We start from the raw sequence: 17,605 nt of genomic DNA, 5'->3' as shown, positions 1-17,605 counted from the left end.
GGGCCCCCTCAGACCCCTTCGCGCAGCACCCGGCCGAGGCTGGCCGCCCGCGGGGAGCGGACCAGGTCCTCCAGCAGCACCGGCACCCCGACGCCGTCGGCCATGGGCAGGCGCCAGTTGGGGTACTCCAGGTACGTGCCGGGCTGGTTGATGGCCCGGCGGTCACCGACGGCGTCGGGCAGCGCCACGCCGAGCAGGATGCTCGGGGTCCAGGTCAGCAGCCGGTGCAGCGCCTCCACCGTCTGCCGCTCCAGCGGCTGGTCCGGCAGCAGCCCCAGCTCGGACAGCATCGACAGGTAGGCGGCGCGGTCGGCCGTGTCCGCCGCCCGCTCCTCGTCCACGTCCCGGGTCAGCAGGCCGAGCCGCTCCCGGACCTCGATGTGCTCACCGGCCAGGTACCCGGCGGTGGGCGGCAGGTCGTGGGTGGTCACGGTGGCCAGGCACAGCTCACGCCACTGCTGCGGCTTGAGCGGCGCCCCGTCGGCGTCCTTCTCGAACCACAGGATGGACGTGCCCAGCACGCCCCGCTCCAGCAGGTAGTCGCGCACCCAGGGCTCGACGTTGCCCAGGTCCTCGCCCACCACGACGGCACCGGCGCGGTGGGCCTCCAGGGCCAGCACGCCGATCATCGCCTCGTGGTCGAAGCGCACGTAGGTGCCCGCCCCCGGGCCCGCCCCGGCCGGGATCCACCACAGCCGGAAGAGCCCGATGATGTGGTCGATCCGGATGCCGCCGCCGTGCCGCAGCACCGCCCGCAGCATGTCGCGCAGCGGTGCGTAGCCCGCCTCGGCCAGGGCGTCGGGCCGCCAGGGCGGCTGGGACCAGTCCTGGCCCTGCTGGTTGAACGCGTCCGGCGGTGCGCCCACGCTGACGCCCCGCGCCATGGCGTGCTGCAGCGCCCACGCGTCGGCGCCGTCGGGGTGCACCCCCACGGCCAGGTCGTGGACGATGCCCAGCCCCATGCCCGCCTCGACGGCGGTGCGCTGCGCGGTGGCCAGCTGGATGTCCATCTGCCACTGCAGCCAGCAGTGGAAGTCCACCCGCGCGGACAGCTCCTCGCGCAGCTGGGCCACCGCGTCGGTGTAGGGGCTGCCGGCGTGGGCCGGCCACTGCGACGACGGCGTGCCGTAGAACTCGCGCAGCGCGCACCAGGTGGCCCAGTCGACCAGGCCCTGCCCCTCGCGCTCCCGGAACGCCTGGAAGTCGGCCTCGCGCCCGGGCGAGCGCCGCACCGCGAACACCCGCTCCAGCGCGGCGCGCTTGGCCTCCCAGACCAGGTCGCGGTCGATCATGACGTCGTCCCGGTTGAGCTCGCGCAGCTCCTCCGCGTGCCACTCCACCACGGCGCGGTCGGCGGCCGACAGGTACGCGGTCTCGCGCACGTCCTCCACCCGCAGGTAGGACGGGTTCATGAAGCGTCGCGTCGCCGGCAGGTAGGGCGAGGCCTCCACCGGCGGCACCGGGTCCGGCGCGTGCAGCGGGTTGAGCAGCACGAAGCCCGCACCGTGCTCGCGCGCCGACCAGCTGGCCACCTCGCCCAGGTCGGCCAGGTCGCCGAAGGCCCACGAGTCCTCCGAGCGCACCTGGAACAGCATGGTCATGAAGCCCCACTGCCGGTGCTCCGCCAGCGCCGCGGGCAGCTCGAGCCGGTCGGGCGAGACGACCAGGACGCCGCTGTCCTCGCGCGCCGGGGTCGCGCCGGTCGGGTCCTCGGCCACCAGGTGCAGCTCGTGCCAGCCCAGCGGCAGGTCCGTCGGCACCTCGAAGGCCGCCTCGCCCAGCCGCTCGCCGTCGACCTCGCGGGGCCCGACGCCGTGGTCGACCTGGCTCAGCACGACCTGGCCGCCGTCCTCCAGGTCGGCCACCAGCCGGGCCGCCCAGCCGTCGGGCACGTGCACGAGCACCGTCGCCTCACGGCCGCTGCGGGTCACCGTGGTCGCGGGCACGGCGTGGCGCCAGCCGCGCAGGTCCGCGTCGCGCAGCGCCTCGCGGAGCAGCTCCGGCGTCGACGCGTCGACCTCCAGGGCCGCCAGCACCGCCAGCACGGTGCTGCGGGGCACCGTGACGTGGTTGCCCTGCCAGTCCCAGTAGTCCGTGGCGACCCCGTAGGCCTCGGCGAGCCGGGTCAGGTCCGGGTCCGGACCGTGCTCCTGCTGGGCCCCGTCGTCCACCTGGGTGCTCCGTCCCCGGGCGGCCGGACCGCCCCGCTGCTGCTCGTACGGCCGTCGTACGCCGGACCGAGTCTTCCAGACCCGACCGCCGGGTCACGACCTGGACCCGCCGCGGTGGGCGTCCCCGCCGCGGTCACGAGGGTCCGGACCAGCTCGACCAGGTCGGTGAGGTCGACGGCCGGTGGGGCCGGCAGGGTCGCGGTCCACAGGCCCTCCGGCCTCGGCCTGCCGGGACGCCTACCCTCGGCTGGTGCCCGAGCAGACCAGCAGCACCCACGTCCACCGCCCCGGCCCCGGCTCCGGCCCCGACGACGGCGCCGAGCCCGGCGTCCCGCAGGTCCGCTACCCGGCCGCCGAGCGCACCGACGTCGTCGACGTCCTGCACGGCACCGCGGTCGCCGACCCCTACCGCTGGCTGGAGGACGCGGGCTCCCCCGCGACGACCGCCTGGGCGGCCGCGCAGGACCAGCTGCTCGCAGCGCACGCCGCCCGCTGGCCGGGCCGGGACCACGTGTCGGCGAGCGTGACGTCCCTGCTGGCCACGGGCTCGGTGGGGGTGCCGGCCGTGCGCCGCCGCGGTGACGTCGAGCAGCAGGTCCTGGTGCGGCGCGAGCCCGCCGCCGAGCACGCCGTCCTGCTGCTGCGCAGCACCGCCGCGGACGGCACCCGCACCGAGCGGGTGCTGGTCGACCCGGCCGCGCTGGACCCCAGCGGGGCGACCACGCTCGACTCGTGGTCGCTGTCGCGCGAGGGCGACCTGCTGGCCTACCAGGTCAGCGAGGGCGGCTCGGAGGAGAGCGTCCTGCGGGTCATGGACGTCGACACCGGCCAGGACGTCGACGGGCCCGTCGACCGGGCGCGCTACTCGCCCGTGGCCTGGCTGCCCGGCACGGCCGACGGCCCGCGCCGGTTCTTCTACGTGCGCCGGCTGCCGGGCGACCTGCTGCCGGAGGGCGAGAAGCAGTACCACCGCCGCGTCTACCTGCACGAGGTCGGCGCCGGGGTCGACACCGACGTCGAGGTGTTCGGCGAGGGCCTGGACATGACCAACTACTACGGCGTCGGCACCAGCCACGACGGCCGCTGGCTCGTGGTGTCGGCGTCGGCCGGCACGGCTCCCCGCACCGACGTGTGGCTGGCGGACCTGACCGCGTCCGGGCCGGCGCGGCCGGAACTGCGCGCCGTGGCGGTGGGACTGGACGCCGAGCACGGCGCCTGGGTGGGCCGCGACGGGCGGCTGTACGTGCACACCGACCTGGACGCCCCGCGGGGGCGGCTGTGCGTGGCCGACCCGGCGACCCCGACGCCGGAGCACTGGGTGGACCTGGTCGGGGAGGACGACGAGGCCGTGCTGGCCGACGTCGCCGTCCTCGACCACGACGACCTGGCCGAGCCCCTGCTGCTGGTCTCGCGCACCCGGCACGCCGTGGGCGAGGTCGCCGTGCACCGGCTGCTGGACGGCCGCCACCTGCGCGACGTCACGCTGCCGGGGGTCGGGTCGGTCGGCGCCCTGGTGCCGCCGCTGACCGAGCGCGACCGGGCCTGGTTCACCTACACCGACCACACCACCCCGGGACGCGTGCTCCTGCTGGACGGCCGCACCCTGGGCCTGCGGACCTGGGAGCTGCCGCCGGGCGAGCCGCCCGCGGGCCCCGACGTCACGGCCCAGCAGGTGGAGTACCGCTCCGCCGACGGCACCACGGTGCGCATGGTGGTCGTGGCCCGCACCGACAGCCTGCTCGACGGCCGCCCGGCCGCACCGGCCCCGACCGTGCTGTACGGCTACGGCGGCTTCGGCATCAGCCTCAACCCGGGCTACTCCGCCACCACGCTGACCTGGGTGCGGGCCGGCGGCGTGTACGTCGTGGCCAACCTGCGCGGCGGCGGCGAGGAGGGCGAGCAGTGGCACCGGGACGGCTACCGCGACCGCAAGCAGAACGTCTTCGACGACTTCCACGCCGCGGCCGACCGGCTGGTCGCCGACGGCTGGACCACCCCGCAGCAGCTGGCGGTGTCGGGCGGTTCCAACGGCGGCCTGCTGGTGGGCGCGGCCCTGACCCAGCGGCCGCAGGCGTACGCCGCGGTGCTCTGCTCCGCCCCGCTGCTGGACATGGTCCGCTACGAGCAGCACGGGCTGGGGGTGACCTGGAACGACGAGTACGGCACCGCGGCCGACCCGACCGAGCTGGGCTGGCTCCTGTCGTACTCGCCGTACCACCAGGTCCGCGCGGGCACCGCCTACCCCGCGGTGCTGTTCACCGTCTTCGACGGCGACAGCCGGGTCGACCCGCTGCACGCGCGCAAGCTCGCGGCCGCGCTCCAGCACGCGACCAGCAGCCCGCTCGAGCAACGACCGGTGCTGGTGCGTCGCGAGGCGGACGTCGGTCACGGCGCCCGGTCGCTCAGCCGGACCGTCGGCCTGGCCACCGACGGGCTGCTGTTCCTGGCCCACCACACGGGCCTGGTCTGGCCCGACGGGACACCCAGGTCGCACTCATGATCCGTCGCTACCCTGACCCGCGATGGCATCTGCGAACCTGCTTGCGAACCCCCTGACCTCCACCACCGAGCCCGAGCCCAGCGACACCCCGAGCAGCGGGGTCGGCGGTGCCCTGGACGACCTCGGGTCCGGCGTCACGGACCAGAACTGCGGCACCCAGGACGCGACCCTGTGCGGGCTGCTCAACAACGTGATCGGCGACATCGAGCAGGCCCGGTTCGTGTCGGGCCTGATCAGCATCCCGCTGTTCGTCCTGGCCGTCGTCCTGGTGGCGCTGGTGGTGCGCTACCTGCTGCACCGGCTCATCCGCCGCTTCGTCGACCGGATCAAGGCCGACGACCCGGCCCGGCGCGGTCGGCTGGACCTGTTCGAGCCCACCGACCCGATCAGCCGGGCCCGCAAGGTGCAGCGGGCCAAGGCCATCGGCTCGATCCTGCAGGCCGTGGTGTCGATCGCGGTGTTCACGGCCGCGGTGTTCGTCATCCTGCCGACCGTCGGGGTCAACATCACCGGCCTGGTGGCCGGCGCCGGCATCATCGGGGTCGCCCTCGGCTTCGGCGCCCAGACCCTGGTGCAGGACTTCGTCTCCGGCATCTTCATGATCGCCGAGGACCAGTACGGCGTCGGCGACGTCATCGACATGGGCGAGGCGACCGGTGTGGTCGAGGCCGTCGGGCTGCGCACCACCCGGCTGCGGGCCGTCGACGGCACGGTCTGGCACGTCCGCAACGGCGAGGTCGTCCGGGTCGGCAACATGAGCCAGGGCTGGTCCCGGGCCGTCCTCGACGTGGACGTCGCCTACGGCGAGGACCTCACCCAGGTGATGGAGACGCTCAAGGAGCTCGGCCACGACATGCGCTCCGACCCCGACTGGGGCGACAAGTTCCTCGACGAGCCCGAGGTGTGGGGCGTGGAGGCCCTGGCCGCGGACGGCATCACCGTCCGCATGATCATCAAGACCGTGCCGCTGGAGCAGTGGGTGGTGGCCCGCGAGATGCGCCGGCGGATCAAGTACCGCTTCGACTCCCTGGGCATCGAGATCCCGTTCCCGCAGCGGACGGTCTGGATGCGCACCGACGGGCCGGGGTCGGAGGACGACGTCCCCGAGGCCACCCCGGTGGGCAGCGCACCTGCCGGCCGACCGCCCCGTCGCCCGACCGGCCCGGTGCCCACGACCGGTGACGGCCCCGGCAGCGACATCCCGCCGGCGCCGCAGTCCACCCGCGGCGAGGCGCACGTCGCGGCCGAGGACGCCCCCGAGCCGGGGTCCGGTGAGCCGTTCGGCGCCTCGGACGAGCCGGCCCCGGACCGCCGCCGGTAGCCGCGACCGGCCACCCCGGGTGTGCGCGCCCGGGGACGCGAACGGACACTGGGGGCATGACCCCGCCCCCGCTCGTCCTCGTCACCGGCGCGACCGGCTACATCGGCGGGCGGCTGGTGCCGGAGCTGCTGGACGCCGGCTACCGGGTGCGGACGCTGACCCGGCACCCCGAGAGCCTGCGGGGCCACGCCTGGTCCGGGCGCGTGGAGGTGGTCCGCGGCGACGCCCTGGACCCCGACGTGGTCGGTGAGGCCCTGGCGGGGGTCGACGTGGCGTACTACCTGATCCACTCCCTGGGCTCGGGGCGCCGGTCGGAGCGCACCGACCGGACCGCCGCCCGGGTGTTCGCCCGCGCGGCGCGGGAGAACGACGTGGGCCGGATCGTCTACCTCGGCGGGCTGTACCCGGAGGGCGAGGACCTGGCGCCGCACCTGGAGTCCCGCCGCGAGGTCGGCGAGATCCTGCTGGGCTCCGGCGTGCCCACGGCGGTGCTGCGGGCCGCCGTGATCATCGGCTCCGGCTCGGCGTCGTTCGAGATGCTCCGCTACCTGACCGAGCGGCTGCCGGTGATGGTGACGCCGCGCTGGCTGCGCAACCGGGTCCAGCCCATCGCCATCCGCGACGTGCTGCGCTACCTGGTCGGGGTGGCCGCCCTGCCGCCGCAGGTCAACCGATCCTTCGACGTCGGCGGGCCGGACGTGCTGACCTACCGCGACATGATGCAGCGCTACGCCGCGGTGGCGGGGCTGCCCCGACGGGTCATCCTGCCCGTTAACGTGCTGACCCCCCGGCTGAGCGCGCACTGGGTGGGTCTGGTCACCCCGGTCCCCCACGGCCTGGCCCGGCCCCTGGTCGCCGGCCTGGTGCACGAGGTGGTGTGCGGCGAGGACGACATCCAGCGCTACGTGCCCGACCCGCCGGAGGGTCGCATCGGCTTCGACCGGGCCGTCGGCCTGGCCCTGCAGCGCATCAAGGAGACGGCCGTGGCGACCCGCTGGTCCTCGGCCAGCGTGCCGGGGGCGGCCAGCGACCCGCTGCCGAGCGACCCGGACTGGGCCGGCGGGTCGCTGTACGTCGACGAGCGGGCCACCCCGGTGCGCGCGTCGCCGGAGCAGCTGTGGACCGTGATCCAGGGCATCGGCGGCGAGAACGGCTGGTACTCCTGGCCGCTGGCGTGGTCGGTACGGGGCTGGTTGGACCGGTTCTCCGGCGGGCCGGGCCTGAGCCGCGGCCGCCGCGACCCCAGCCGGGTGGCCGTGGGCGACGCGCTGGACTGGTGGCGGGTCGAGGAGGTCCACCCGCTGCGCCTGCTCCGGCTGCGGGCCGAGATGAAGGCCCCGGGTCTGGCCTGGCTCGAGCTGCTCGTCGAGCAGGACCCGGTCGGTCGCACGATCTTCCGCCAGCGCGCCCTGTTCCACCCCCGCGGCCTGGCGGGGCACGCCTACTGGGCGGGCGTCACCCCGTTCCACGCGTTCGTGTTCGGCGGCATGCAGGCCAACGTCGCCCTGGCCGCGGAACGGCTGGAGCGCGACCAGGCGGACCGGACCGAGCCGGCTCAGCCGGCCACGAGCCAGCGCACCGCGTAGGGGGCCAGCTCGACCTGGCCCGCGTCGTCGACGAGCACCCGCTCGCCGCTCACCCGGTCGACGCAGTCGTGCAGCCCGTGCAGGCCCAGCAGCCAGCCCGTGACGTGGACCGTCCGCTCGGTGACGTTGTACAGCCCCAGCATCGGACCCTCCGGGTGGCGCCGCAGCAGCGCCAGCACGCCCGGGTCGGGCGGGTCCAGGACCTCGGTGCCGGTCGCGGCGTGCAGCTGGGCGACCCCCCGGCGCGCCGCGGTCAGCCGCCGCAGGCCCTGGAACACCCGCCCGGTCACGGTGGAGGGGTCGTGCCGGTCCTCGGCCGACTCCCCCAGGTCGTTGCGCCGCCAGGGCAGCCGGGGCCGGTGGGCCCAGCGGTTGTCGCCGGCGTGGCCCGGCTCCTCGGCCCACCCCGGGTCGTTGCGCAGCGCGAGCTCGTCACCGGACCACAGCACGGGGATCCCCCCGAAGCCCATGACGACGGCGTGGGCCAGCAGCAGCCGGTCGACCACGGCGTCCAGCGCCGCCGAGCGCGCGGGGCCCTCGGGCAGCGACAGGGCCGCGTCCAGCCCCGCCAGGCTGGCCGCCGTGCCGGAGATGCGGCGGTCGCCGGTCTCCTCGTTGTGCTGGAAGACCAGCCCGCGGCCGAACGACCCCGGGAAGCCGCCGGAGTAGAAGTCGGACAGGAACCCCCGGTGGGCGTGCCCGTCGAGCCCGACGGCGGCCGCGTCGCCGTCGTCGACCGCCCAGCCGATGTCGTCGTGGCAGCGGACGTAGGTCAGCCACGACGTCGTCGTCGGCACGGGGTCGAACTGGCGCAGGGCGTGCACCGTCAGCCGGACGTCGCGGCTGGCCAGCATCGACCACACCTGCACCATGAGGCTGTTGTGGTACGCGAGGTCGCTCACCTTGCCGTGGTGCCGGCCCGTGCCCAGGTACGGCACCAGGTCGCGCGGGCCGACGATGGCCTCGGCCTTGAGCACGACCGCCGGGGCCGCGACCCGCAGCGCCGCGCGCAGCGCCTGGGTGATGGCGTGCACCTCGGGCTCGTTCTGGCAGGCCGTGCCCAGGCGCTTCCACAGGAACGCGATGGCGTCCAGGCGCAGCACGTCCACCCCCAGGTTGGCCAGGTGGCAGACCACCTCGAGGTAGGCGACGAACACGTCCGGGTTGGACCAGTCGACGTCCCACTGGAAGGAGTTGAACGTCGTCCACACCCAGGCGTCGAGCTCGTCGTCGAAGGTGAAGCTGCCCGGGGCGAAGTCGGGGAACACCTCCGGCAGCGTGGCCTCGTAGGCGTCGGGCCCGGTGCGGTCGTCGAACAGGCGGAAGAAGCGGCGGTAGCGCTCCTCGCCGGCCCGGGCCCGTCGGGCCCACTCGTGCTCCCGGGCCACGTGGTTGAGCACCAGGTCGACGCACAGGCTCATGCCGCGCTCGTGCAGGGTGTCGGCCAGCCGGGACAGGTCCTCGTTGCGGCCCAGGTCCGGGCGGACCCGGCGGTAGTCGGCCACGGCGTACCCGCCGTCGCTGTCGCCCTCGCGCGGGGTGAGCAGCGGCAGCAGGTGCAGGTAGGTGACGCCCAGCTCCTCCAGGTAGCCCAGCGCGTCGTCGACCCCGGCCAGGTCCCCGGCGAACCGCTCGGTGTACGCGGCGTAGCCCAGCATGCCCGGCTGCTGGAACCAGTCCGGTCGCAGCAGCCGGCGCTGGTCGTGCACGCGCAGCGCGGGCCTGCGGGCCGCGTGGGCGGTGCGCAGCACCCCGACCACCGCCGCCAGCAGGTCGGGCACCTCGTCCGAGCCGTACACGGCGCGCAGCCCGGCCTCGCAGTCGGGCAGCCAGCGCTCGAGCCGCAGCTCGAACAGCTCGTCGTGGGCGTCCGGGACGGGGTGTGCGGCCACCGCTCGACCCTAGTGCGACCGGTGGCCGGGTCGGGGCCGCCCCGGGCCGTCACCGGGCCGCGAGCCGGGGCTCAGTCGAGCTCGGAGGGGTGGAACCAGCTGAGCGGCGTGTTCTCCAGCAGCCGGACCGCCCGCTCGTGGTCGGTCTCCACCGAGGCCACGGCGCGGCCCACCCGCTCGGCGACCACGTCGTCGTCGGCCATCACGGTGTCCACCGCGGCGAAGCGAAGCGGGGCGGTCAGCACCACGGTGGCCGGGTGGGCGTCACCGCCGAGCGGGCGGGCCCGCGCGTCGGCCGCCAGCACCACGCGCCGCACGGGCGCCGGCCCGTCGGCACCCGCGGCGGCGTCGTCGGCGAGCAGGAGCAGGGAGGCCTCGGCCGCCGTGGCCACGGCCACCTCGGCCAGGTCGTCGTCGGCGTCCTCCTCGCCCGGGGCGGGCAGGTCGAGCGCCTGCGCGAGCGCCGGCGTGGCCGCGTAGGCCTCGGTGCCGACGGGTACGCCGTCCCGGCGCAGCGCGGCCACCCGGGCCGGTGTGGTGGCGAGGTAGACCCTCATGCGTGGACCCCTTCCGCGGGACCGGTGGGCGTGTCGGCGGGCGGGTCCGCCAGGATGGTCTCCGGGTCCAGCAGGGCCTCCCGGCTGGTCACCAGCGACGTGCGCAGCACGTCCAGGCGGCGCTGCGGGTCCATGACGTTCGTGCCCAGCGCAGCCAGGTCGGCGGCCCCCGGGCCCAGCACCGTCACCGCGGTGCCCGCCGCGTGCACGGCCGCCACCTCGCGCAGGCAGCGCGCCGTCACCCAGGCCCGCCACTGCCGGTCGACGATCTGGGCGAACGACCGGGGCCGGTCCGGCGCGAACGACACCATGGGCGCGACGACGACGACCTCGTCCAGCCGGTCCCCGGCCAGCAGGTCGACGTTGGTGCTCGACCACGCCCCGCCGTCCACGTAGCGGTGCTCGTCGATGGTGACCGGCGCGTACCAGCCCGGGATGGCGCACGAGGCCATGACGGCGCGGTCCACGGGGGCGGCCACCGAGGTGTGGCGACGGTGCTCGTCGGCGCCGGGCTCGTCGTGGGGACCGGTGAAGACGGTGCGGTGGCCGCTGTCGTAGTCCAGCGCCACGACGCGGACGCCGGGGTGCGGCACCCAGCCTCGACCCCCGCTGAGCCCGGCCACGGTCTCGCCGATGCGCGCCAGCGACCCGCGCCCCTCGGGGACCAGCGCGGACACGACCGCCGTGGGCGGCAGCCGGCGCAGCCGCCGCAGGTTTCCCGTGACCAGCCGCGGCGAGCCGGGACGCCGGCCGGGCACCGGCGGGGTGGCCCCGCCGGAGTCGATGTCGTAGTCCCAGTCGAGCCCGGCCATCGGGCCCCGCCGGACGCGCCGACCCTCCTGGTGGGCCCGCCAGTCCGCCACCGAGGCGCCGCTGCCGAGAAGGGCCGCGGCGAACGCCCCGACCGAGGTGCCCAGCAGGACGTCGGCGTCGCGGCAGTCGCGCCCGGACACCTCCTCGTAGGCGCTGAGCGCCCCGACCATCCAGGCCCCGCCCAGCACACCACCACCGCCGAGCACCAGACCCCAGCGGGGCCGGTCCCGGGCCGGTCCGCCCCGCCCGGCGGCGCGCCGCCGGGCCCCGCTGGTCCGCGCCGGCGACCCGGCGGGCGGCGAGGCGGTCACTGCGCCGCCGCCTTGAGCTCGACCAGGGCCTCGTGCAGGTACGTGGGCAGGTCCGCGACGTCGGCGAGCGCGTCCCGGTCGGCGTTGAACCCGACGAAGACCCGCCCGTCGTAGGAGGTGACCCCGACGGCCAGGGCGTGGCCCTGGGACAGCGGGATCACCGGGTACGTCGCCGCCAGCCGCGCCCCGGCGCAGTAGACCGGCTCCTGCGGGCCCGGCACGTTGGTCACCAGCAGGTTGAAGTAGCGCCGCGACAGCCCTCCGGCCACGCGCACCCCGAGGCTGTGCAGGGTCGGCGGCGCGAACCCGGCCAGCTCGGCCAGGTCACGGGCCGGGATGGCCCGACCGCCCTCGCGGTGCGGGCTGAGCTGGTAGGCCACCTGGTGCAGCCGCATGACGGGGTTCGGCTCGCCCACCGGCAGGTCGACCAGCTGGCCGTCCACCGACGTGCCGTAGGACACCTCGTCGATGGTCAGCGCGTCGTCGTCGGGGTCCGCGTCGTTGGGGCGGACGCTCACCGGCACGAGCGCCCGCATCCGCGTGGTCGGCGAGACCGGCAGGCCCCGGGCCTGCAACCAGGTGCGCATGGCGCCGGCGAGGACGGCCAGCACGACGTCGTTCACCGTCGGGCGCACGGCGGCCACGGCTCCCGGCCGCGGCCGGCCGTGCCGGCGGGCGACGGCGCGGTAGTCGGACAGCTTCGCCTCGGCCACGGCGAACAGCCGCTGCTGGGACAGCTCGACGTCCAGCGGGCTGTCCGGCGCGCGCCGGGCCACGGCCAGCCGGCCCAGCGAACCCGCCACGCGCGAGGCCGCGTGCTGCAGGTCGGCCGCCTGGCGCCGCAGCGTCGACACCGCCTCGGCGGGACGCTGCGCGGCCTCCAGCACCGCCCCGGTGACCAGATCCAGGGCCGACGGCTGCGGGCCGGGGCGCCACGCCTCCGGCGGGGCCTCGCTGACGTCGGGCGAGCCGTCCAGGACCACCTGGGCCAGGTCGAGGCCGTTCACGCCGTCGACCAGGGCGTGGTGCGCCTTGCTGATCAGGGCGAAGCGGTCCTTCTCCAGGCCCTCGACCACGTACAGCTCCCACAGCGGGCGGCTGCGGTCCAGCTCGCGCGGGTGCACCCGCGCGACCAGCTCACGGAGCTGGTCCATGCTGCCCGGCCGCGGCAGGGCCGAGCGGCGGACGTGGAAGCCCAGGTCGAAGCGGGGGTCGTCCACCCAGACCGGGTTGGCCAGCCGGCCCGGCACCTGGGTCACCCGCTTGCGGTACCGCGGCACGAACGCGATGCGCCCGGCCAGGTGGCGCTGCAGCCGGGGGTAGTCGATCGGGCCCTCGAAGACCATGACGGTGCCGACGTGCTGGGGGGCGCCCGGTTCCTCGGCGTAGAGGAACGAGGCGTCCAGAGCGCTCAGGCGGTCGGACATCGTGGCGATGCTACCCACCCCCGCCCCCTGGTTACCCGCCGGTAGCCCGACGGCGCCGCACCCGACGGCCCGGCGCGAGCGCCACCGGCTGCGCCCCGACCGCGGCGGGCTCCCCGGCCGGGTGCTCCGACCGGTCCGGGTCGGGCCCCTCCGGCCGGGGCAGACCGGCGGCGGTGGCCCGCAGCGCAAGGCTGGCGGGGCTGTCGGGCGCGGCCTCGTGCAGCGTCCGGCCCGCCAGCAGCGCGCGGTCGGTGGCCGGCCGGTCGTCGGGGACCAGCCGCAGGTCCCTGACCCCCGCGAAGCGGTCCAGGGCCTCCCGGACCCGCAGCCGCGGGTTGCGCCCGACCGCGTCGGAGCGGACCCGGTTGACGACCACCTGCGGGGACACCCCGGGCACGGCGAGGGCCAGGTCCTGCAGCCCACGCACCAGCCGCTGCAGCCCCACCGGGTCGGCCGAGCCCACGACCAGCACGTCGTCGGCCGCGCGCAGCACGTCCAGCGCCGCACCGTTGCGGCGCGGGGCCGCGGTGTCGTACGACAGCTCGTCGTCCTCCTCCAGGGGCGTGGCCAGGTCCACCACCACGTGGTCCACCAGCCGGCGCGCGCTGGACCACACGGCCTGCAGCCCGGCCGGGCGCAGCTCGCTCCAGCGCGCCGAGCGGGTCAGCCCGGTCAGCACCCGCAACCGCGGCGCGACCACCGGCGCCAGCCGGGCCAGCCGGTCCGGGTCGAGCCGACCGTCCAGGCCGGCGCGGACCGCCGCGACCAGCCCCGGCGACTCGTCCAGCAGCCCCAGCACCTGGGCCACCGACGCCGCGTAGGTGTCCGCGTCCACCAGCAGCACCTCGGCGCCCGCGGCCGCCAGCTCGGCCGCGACGCCCACGGCGACGGTGGTGCGGCCCGGCGCGCCGGCCGGTCCCCACACGGCCACCAGGCGGCCTCGTCGGGTGACGACGTCCGCCGGCTCGGCCGACCGGGCGGCCGTCGGGTCGTCCGGGTCCACGGGTCCCGGCGGGGCCCCGGGACCGGCGTGGGCGGGCCGAGGCGTGCCCGCCGGCCAGCTGTAGCCGGAGGCGTGCGGGACCTGCGCGCCGTCCGCGCCCCCTGAGGCGCCCGCACCTGCCGCACGACCTGGACCGCCCGCGGCACCCGCGCCTCCGGTCGTCGCCCGGCCGGTCGCGGCGGCGCCGGAACCCGGGCCGGCCGGCGAGCCCGGGCCGGCCGCCGGCCCCGCCGCGCGTGGGCCCGCCGTCAGCACCGCCCGCGCCAGGGCCAGGGCGGCGTCCGAGGGCTCCGACGTCCCGGTCGCCGGCCCGGCACCGGGGTCCACGTCCACGACGACGACCCCCCACGCCCGCAGCCGCTCCGAGCTCTCGCGCTGCGGGTCGACCACCCCGACGACCGCGCAGCCGTGGTGGCGCAGCCGGTCGACCACGTCGGCGTCCAGCTGGGGGAACGACTCGCTGAGCACCGCCACGCCCGCCAGCCCCGCCTCGACGACGCTCAGCAGCTCGGCCACGTCGGCGCAGCGGCGCACCAGCACCAGGTCGCGACGGCCCGACAGGGCGGAGGCCACGGCGCTCTCGGTGGCGCCGGCCACGGCCGAGACCACCGCGACGGGCCCGCCCCGGGACGGCCCGCCGGCGGGCGGGTTCACCCGCGGGGCCCGGGGACGAGGACCAGGTCGATCCGGTCCTCGGCGGCGAGCGCGGCCAGCAGCGCCCGCACCCCGTCAGGCTCCAGCATCACCTGGACCTGCGCCCCGCCGGTGGCCCCGAGACCGGTGGAGCCCTCGACCACGGCGAACACGTCGGCGGAGGCCACCAGCAGGTCCGGCTCGCCGAACTCCGACGTGCCCTCGCGGGGCGCCACCCACAGGTCCACCGCAGCCCCCCGCACGAGGCCCTCCGGGCGCGGCCCCTGCCAGGGCAGGGCGACCGGGCGGGCCTCGAGCTCGTCGGCCCGGCCCACGGCCGAGGCGGGCACCAGCTCACCGGCCGGAACGGTCCGCAGCGCCACCGAGTCCGCGGGCAGGGCGTCGGCAGCGGCGACGTAGGCGGCTCCGGCGTCGCCGAGGCGGACGCGAACGACCTGCAGGTCGGCCTGCTCCAGCGTGTCGCCCCGGACCACGGTCGAGCCGGCCGCGAGCACGGGGACCGTGTCGTCGGCCTGCGCCACGAGCACACCCCCCAGCGCCGTGGCCCCCAGCACCAGCACCAGGCCCACGAGCAGCCGTGGGTCCCGCCAGGACGGCCGCCGGACCCGGCGTGCCGGCACGGTCGGGTACGCGGTCGGCTCGGTCGACACCCCCATGCCCGGGCACGCTAGCAAGCCGAGGCCGGGACCGGGACGACCTCCGGCACGGCTGTGGACGACGGGGGGCCGAGGAGCCGAGGGGTCTGCCACCATCGGGGCCATGGTCGCTCGATTCATGCCCCTCACCGACGTGGCGGAGACCCTGAGCATCTCGGCCGCCCAGGCCTACGCCCTGGTCCGGCGCGGTGAGCTCCGGGCGATCCAGGTGGGCGGGCGCGGCCAGTGGCGGGTCGAGGTCAGCGAGCTCGAGGCCTACATCGACCGGGCCTACGCCGAGACCGAGCGCCACACCCGCGAGCAGCAGGAGGCCGACAGCCAGGACGTCGGCTCGGCCTGACGAGCGGCCGGCCCCGGAACCGGCCCGGGGTCAGCGGCTCCGCACCACCCGCACCGCCGACAGCGGCACCGCCTGGGCCACGCCGGCCCCCTCCGGGCTGCCTGCGCTCAACGGCACCAGGTCGAGGTGGTCGGCCGCGACGAACGAGGGCGTGCCGCGCAGCTCGGCGCGGTCGGTGACGACCCTGACCTCGGCCCGGTCCCGGACCAGGCCGCGCAGCGCGGCCGTCAGACCCAGGCGCCGCAGCACCGCACCCGGCGCCGGGGCGACGGCGCGACCGAGGCCGGTCACCGACACCAGGGCGGGCAGAGGCACCACGCTCTGCCCCAGGCCCTCGTCGTCGACCAGGACGAAGTCGGCCCCCACCTCACGGACCGGGCCCCGCACCACGACCGGTCCGACGTCCAGGCGCAGGGCGACGCCGACGTGGGCCCGCAGGCGGTCGGCGAGCGTGACCGCACCCCGCTCGATGCGGACGCGTTCGGCCACCTCGGCGTCGAGGGCGTCGCGCTCCTCGCCGGCCAGCTGTGCCTCGAGGTCCCCGAACAGGTCGTCCCACCGCATCGGCCCACCCTAAGGGCCGGCAGGCCAGACCCCTTCAGGAGCATCAAAAAGCCTTGACAACGTCAAACGACATCAAAGATGCTCTAGACACACCAACGTGAGGGGGATGTCGTGGGGGTTCGAGCCGGACGACCGGTCGTGGTGCTGGGGTCGGTGGCCGTCGTCACCCTGCCCGGTGGCGGCGCCGTGGCCGCCGCGTGGCAGGCGGTCGCGCTGCTGGCCCCGGGCCGCGCGGGCACCGACGCGAGCGAAGCGCTGCTGCTGCTGGTCTGCGCGGCGACCTCCGCCGCCCTGCTGTGGGCCGCGGCCGCCGCCGCGGCCGGGGTGGCCGAGGGCTGGCGGCTGGCCCGCTCGGTCGCCGCCGGTGGGGCCGCACCGGTCCGGCGGCCGGCGCGGTCCGTCGGCTCGCGCGCGGGCGGCGTCGTCACCACCACGGTCGCTGCGATGGTGCTGGCGGCGCTCTCGGCCGGGCCGGCCACCGCGACCGTGGGGACCCCCCAGGCGACCGTGGTCGCCACCAGCACCGCCGACGCGAGCCCCGCCGACACGGACCCCGCCGACACGGGCCTGGCCGACACGGGCCGTCCCGACGCCGGCGACGGACCACGGCCGGGCAGCTGGGCCGCGCTGGCCGACCCCGGACCGCCCGCGGCCGGTGGCGCCGCGACGGCCGCTCCGGACGCCGGGCACCCGGGAGACGACGGCAGCGACGACGCAGGTGACGGCACGGGTGGCGACACGGGTGACGACACGGGTGACGACACGACCCAGGACCCCGGCGCGGAGGCCCCCGACCGGACCCACCCGACCTCGACGCCGTTCCGCGCGCCGCAGGTCACCGACCCCGCGACGGTGGCCCTGGTGACCGGCCAACCCGACCGCCTCACCCCCGAGCGCGAGGTGGTCGTCCGGTCCGGCGACAGCCTGTGGAGCCTGGCGGCCGCGCACCTGGGACCGGGAGCGACCGACGCCGAGGTGGCCGACGCCTGGCCCGCGTGGTGGCAGGCCAACCGGTCGACGGTCGGCGACGACCCCGACCACCTGCTCCCCGGGCAGCGCCTCGTGGTGCCCGCCCCGTGACCCCGCAGCGCCTCCGGGCCCCCGTCGCCGTCCGACCGGTGGCACCCGACGACCGCGTGACCCGACCCGCCGGTGCCGTGCCGGGCGGGCAGCCCCACCACCCACGACCGGGAGACGACATGACCGTCCTCACGACCAGGACCAGCGACCCGGCCACCGGCGTCGGCCGCGCCCGACCGCCGGCCCTGCGGCTGCGTGTGCTCCCGCAGCCGCAGCCGGTGGCCTGGTCCCCCGCCGATGACGCGGGTCCCACGCCGTCACCGGTCCGCCGCCGCCGGGCCACCGACGCCCTGGACTCGGCCGGGGCGACCGGGCAGCAGGCGTTCGTCCTGCACGGCCTGCCCCGCGCGACGGCCGACCCCGCGTTCGAGGACCCCGTCCCCACCCCCGCCGGCGACCTGCCCTGCCCCGACCAGCTGGCCCGCCGGCTGGTGCAGGCGGCGGTCGACGTGGTCCGCGGCCACCGCCCGGCGACCCAGCTGCTGCGCTGGACCACGCCCGAGGTCTACTCGCACCTGCGCCAGCGGGCCCGCCTGGAGCAGATGACGGCGAGGGGCGGGGCCCGCCGTCCGGTGGTTCGGTCGCTGCGCCTCAGCCCCTGCGGCGAGCGCGGCGTCGAGGTGTCGGCGGTGGTGCTGGACGGACCACGAGCCCGCGCCGTCGCCGCCCGGCTCGACGGCGAGGACTCACGCTGGCGCCTCACCGCCCTGGTCATCGGCTGACCGGACGG

Annotated in this window: 14 protein-coding genes; 6 read left to right on the top strand and 8 right to left on the bottom strand. The window is 76.7% G+C overall.

Annotated features, from left to right (window positions below; translation table 11 throughout):
- Positions 1–8 precede the first annotated feature (8 nt).
- Positions 9–2,171, bottom strand: a complete 2,163-nt coding sequence (gene malQ / locus SJY06_RS11235; protein ID WP_380167563.1) for a 4-alpha-glucanotransferase — start codon at positions 2,169–2,171, stop codon at positions 9–11.
- 250 nt (positions 2,172–2,421) lie between these two features.
- Here malQ and SJY06_RS11230 point away from each other — a divergent pair, with 250 nt between their 5' ends.
- The 3 genes from SJY06_RS11230 to SJY06_RS11220 are packed head-to-tail and all read left to right on the top strand — an operon-like array spanning position 2,422 to position 7,578.
- Entirely contained in the window at positions 2,422–4,671 is a 2,250-nt protein-coding gene (locus SJY06_RS11230) for a prolyl oligopeptidase family protein (protein ID WP_380167561.1), read from the top strand.
- A 22-nt stretch (positions 4,672–4,693) separates the two neighbouring features.
- Positions 4,694–5,992 (top strand): mechanosensitive ion channel domain-containing protein, encoded by a 1,299-nt coding sequence (locus tag SJY06_RS11225; RefSeq protein ID WP_380167558.1) that lies wholly within the window; start codon positions 4,694–4,696, stop codon positions 5,990–5,992.
- 56 nt (positions 5,993–6,048) lie between these two features.
- The gene (locus SJY06_RS11220; protein WP_380167556.1) at positions 6,049–7,578 is read left to right on the top strand and encodes an SDR family oxidoreductase; all 1,530 of its coding nucleotides are present in this window, start codon (positions 6,049–6,051) and stop codon (positions 7,576–7,578) included.
- Here the strand turns inward: SJY06_RS11220 and SJY06_RS11215 are convergent.
- From SJY06_RS11215 to SJY06_RS11190, 6 genes are all read right to left on the bottom strand, one after another.
- A complete protein-coding gene (locus SJY06_RS11215) occupies positions 7,548–9,470 on the bottom strand; it encodes an alpha-amylase family protein (protein ID WP_380167554.1) in 1,923 nt (640 codons plus the stop codon). The genes SJY06_RS11220 and SJY06_RS11215 overlap by 31 nt on opposite strands.
- Before the next feature lie 71 nt (positions 9,471–9,541).
- Positions 9,542–10,027: a DUF6912 family protein gene (locus tag SJY06_RS11210; protein ID WP_380167552.1), complete on the bottom strand. Its 486-nt coding sequence runs from the start codon at positions 10,025–10,027 to the stop codon at positions 9,542–9,544.
- Positions 10,024–11,151, bottom strand: coding sequence for a patatin-like phospholipase family protein (locus SJY06_RS11205; protein ID WP_380167550.1), 1,128 nt, complete (start codon positions 11,149–11,151; stop codon positions 10,024–10,026). Before SJY06_RS11205 ends, SJY06_RS11210 begins: the two co-directional genes overlap by 4 nt.
- Positions 11,148–12,578, bottom strand: a complete 1,431-nt coding sequence (locus SJY06_RS11200; RefSeq protein WP_380167548.1) for a wax ester/triacylglycerol synthase family O-acyltransferase — start codon at positions 12,576–12,578, stop codon at positions 11,148–11,150. Before SJY06_RS11200 ends, SJY06_RS11205 begins: the two co-directional genes overlap by 4 nt.
- A 31-nt stretch (positions 12,579–12,609) precedes the next feature.
- Positions 12,610–14,235, bottom strand: coding sequence for a CpaE family protein (locus SJY06_RS11195; RefSeq protein WP_380167546.1), 1,626 nt, complete (start codon positions 14,233–14,235; stop codon positions 12,610–12,612).
- Positions 14,232–14,891: a hypothetical protein gene (locus SJY06_RS11190; RefSeq protein ID WP_380167544.1), complete on the bottom strand. Its 660-nt coding sequence runs from the start codon at positions 14,889–14,891 to the stop codon at positions 14,232–14,234. The genes SJY06_RS11195 and SJY06_RS11190 overlap by 4 nt, the downstream gene beginning before the upstream one ends.
- Positions 14,892–14,994: 103 nt before the next feature.
- On the opposite strand from SJY06_RS11190, the gene SJY06_RS11185 reads away from it, so the two are divergent.
- Entirely contained in the window at positions 14,995–15,231 is a 237-nt protein-coding gene (locus SJY06_RS11185) for a helix-turn-helix domain-containing protein (RefSeq protein ID WP_380167542.1), read from the top strand.
- 30 nt (positions 15,232–15,261) lie between these two features.
- On the opposite strand, the gene SJY06_RS11180 is transcribed toward SJY06_RS11185, so the two are convergent.
- Entirely contained in the window at positions 15,262–15,795 is a 534-nt protein-coding gene (locus SJY06_RS11180; RefSeq protein WP_380167540.1) for a hypothetical protein, read from the bottom strand.
- A gap of 111 nt (positions 15,796–15,906) precedes the next feature.
- Here SJY06_RS11180 and SJY06_RS11175 point away from each other — a divergent pair, with 111 nt between their 5' ends.
- On the top strand, positions 15,907–16,875 hold the full coding sequence (locus tag SJY06_RS11175) for a LysM peptidoglycan-binding domain-containing protein (protein WP_380167538.1): 969 nt from the start codon (positions 15,907–15,909) through the stop codon (positions 16,873–16,875).
- A 119-nt stretch (positions 16,876–16,994) separates the two neighbouring features.
- Complete coding sequence (locus tag SJY06_RS11170; protein WP_380167536.1) at positions 16,995–17,597, top strand: Rv3235 family protein; 603 nt, start codon at positions 16,995–16,997, stop codon at positions 17,595–17,597.
- Positions 17,598–17,605: the final 8 nt, after the last annotated feature.

The sequence above is a fragment of the Jannaschia sp. R86511 genome (assembly GCF_042466345.1).
In the GTDB taxonomy this organism is placed as follows: Bacteria; Actinomycetota; Actinomycetes; order Actinomycetales; family JBBAYJ01; genus Aquipuribacter.
This window is presented reverse-complemented; position numbering and strand designations above follow the sequence as displayed.

Coding starts and splice junctions, on each gene's coding strand:
- SJY06_RS11170 (WP_380167536.1), top strand. CDS start 16,995: ATGACCGTCCTCACGACCAGGACCAGCGACCCGGCCACCGGCGTCGGC.
- SJY06_RS11185 (WP_380167542.1), top strand. CDS start 14,995: ATGGTCGCTCGATTCATGCCCCTCACCGACGTGGCGGAGACCCTGAGC.
- SJY06_RS11225 (WP_380167558.1), top strand. CDS start 4,694: ATGGCATCTGCGAACCTGCTTGCGAACCCCCTGACCTCCACCACCGAG.
- SJY06_RS11180 (WP_380167540.1), bottom strand. CDS start 15,795: ATGCGGTGGGACGACCTGTTCGGGGACCTCGAGGCACAGCTGGCCGGC.
- SJY06_RS11200 (WP_380167548.1), bottom strand. CDS start 12,578: ATGTCCGACCGCCTGAGCGCTCTGGACGCCTCGTTCCTCTACGCCGAG.
- SJY06_RS11220 (WP_380167556.1), top strand. CDS start 6,049: ATGACCCCGCCCCCGCTCGTCCTCGTCACCGGCGCGACCGGCTACATC.
- SJY06_RS11210 (WP_380167552.1), bottom strand. CDS start 10,027: ATGAGGGTCTACCTCGCCACCACACCGGCCCGGGTGGCCGCGCTGCGC.
- SJY06_RS11190 (WP_380167544.1), bottom strand. CDS start 14,891: ATGGGGGTGTCGACCGAGCCGACCGCGTACCCGACCGTGCCGGCACGC.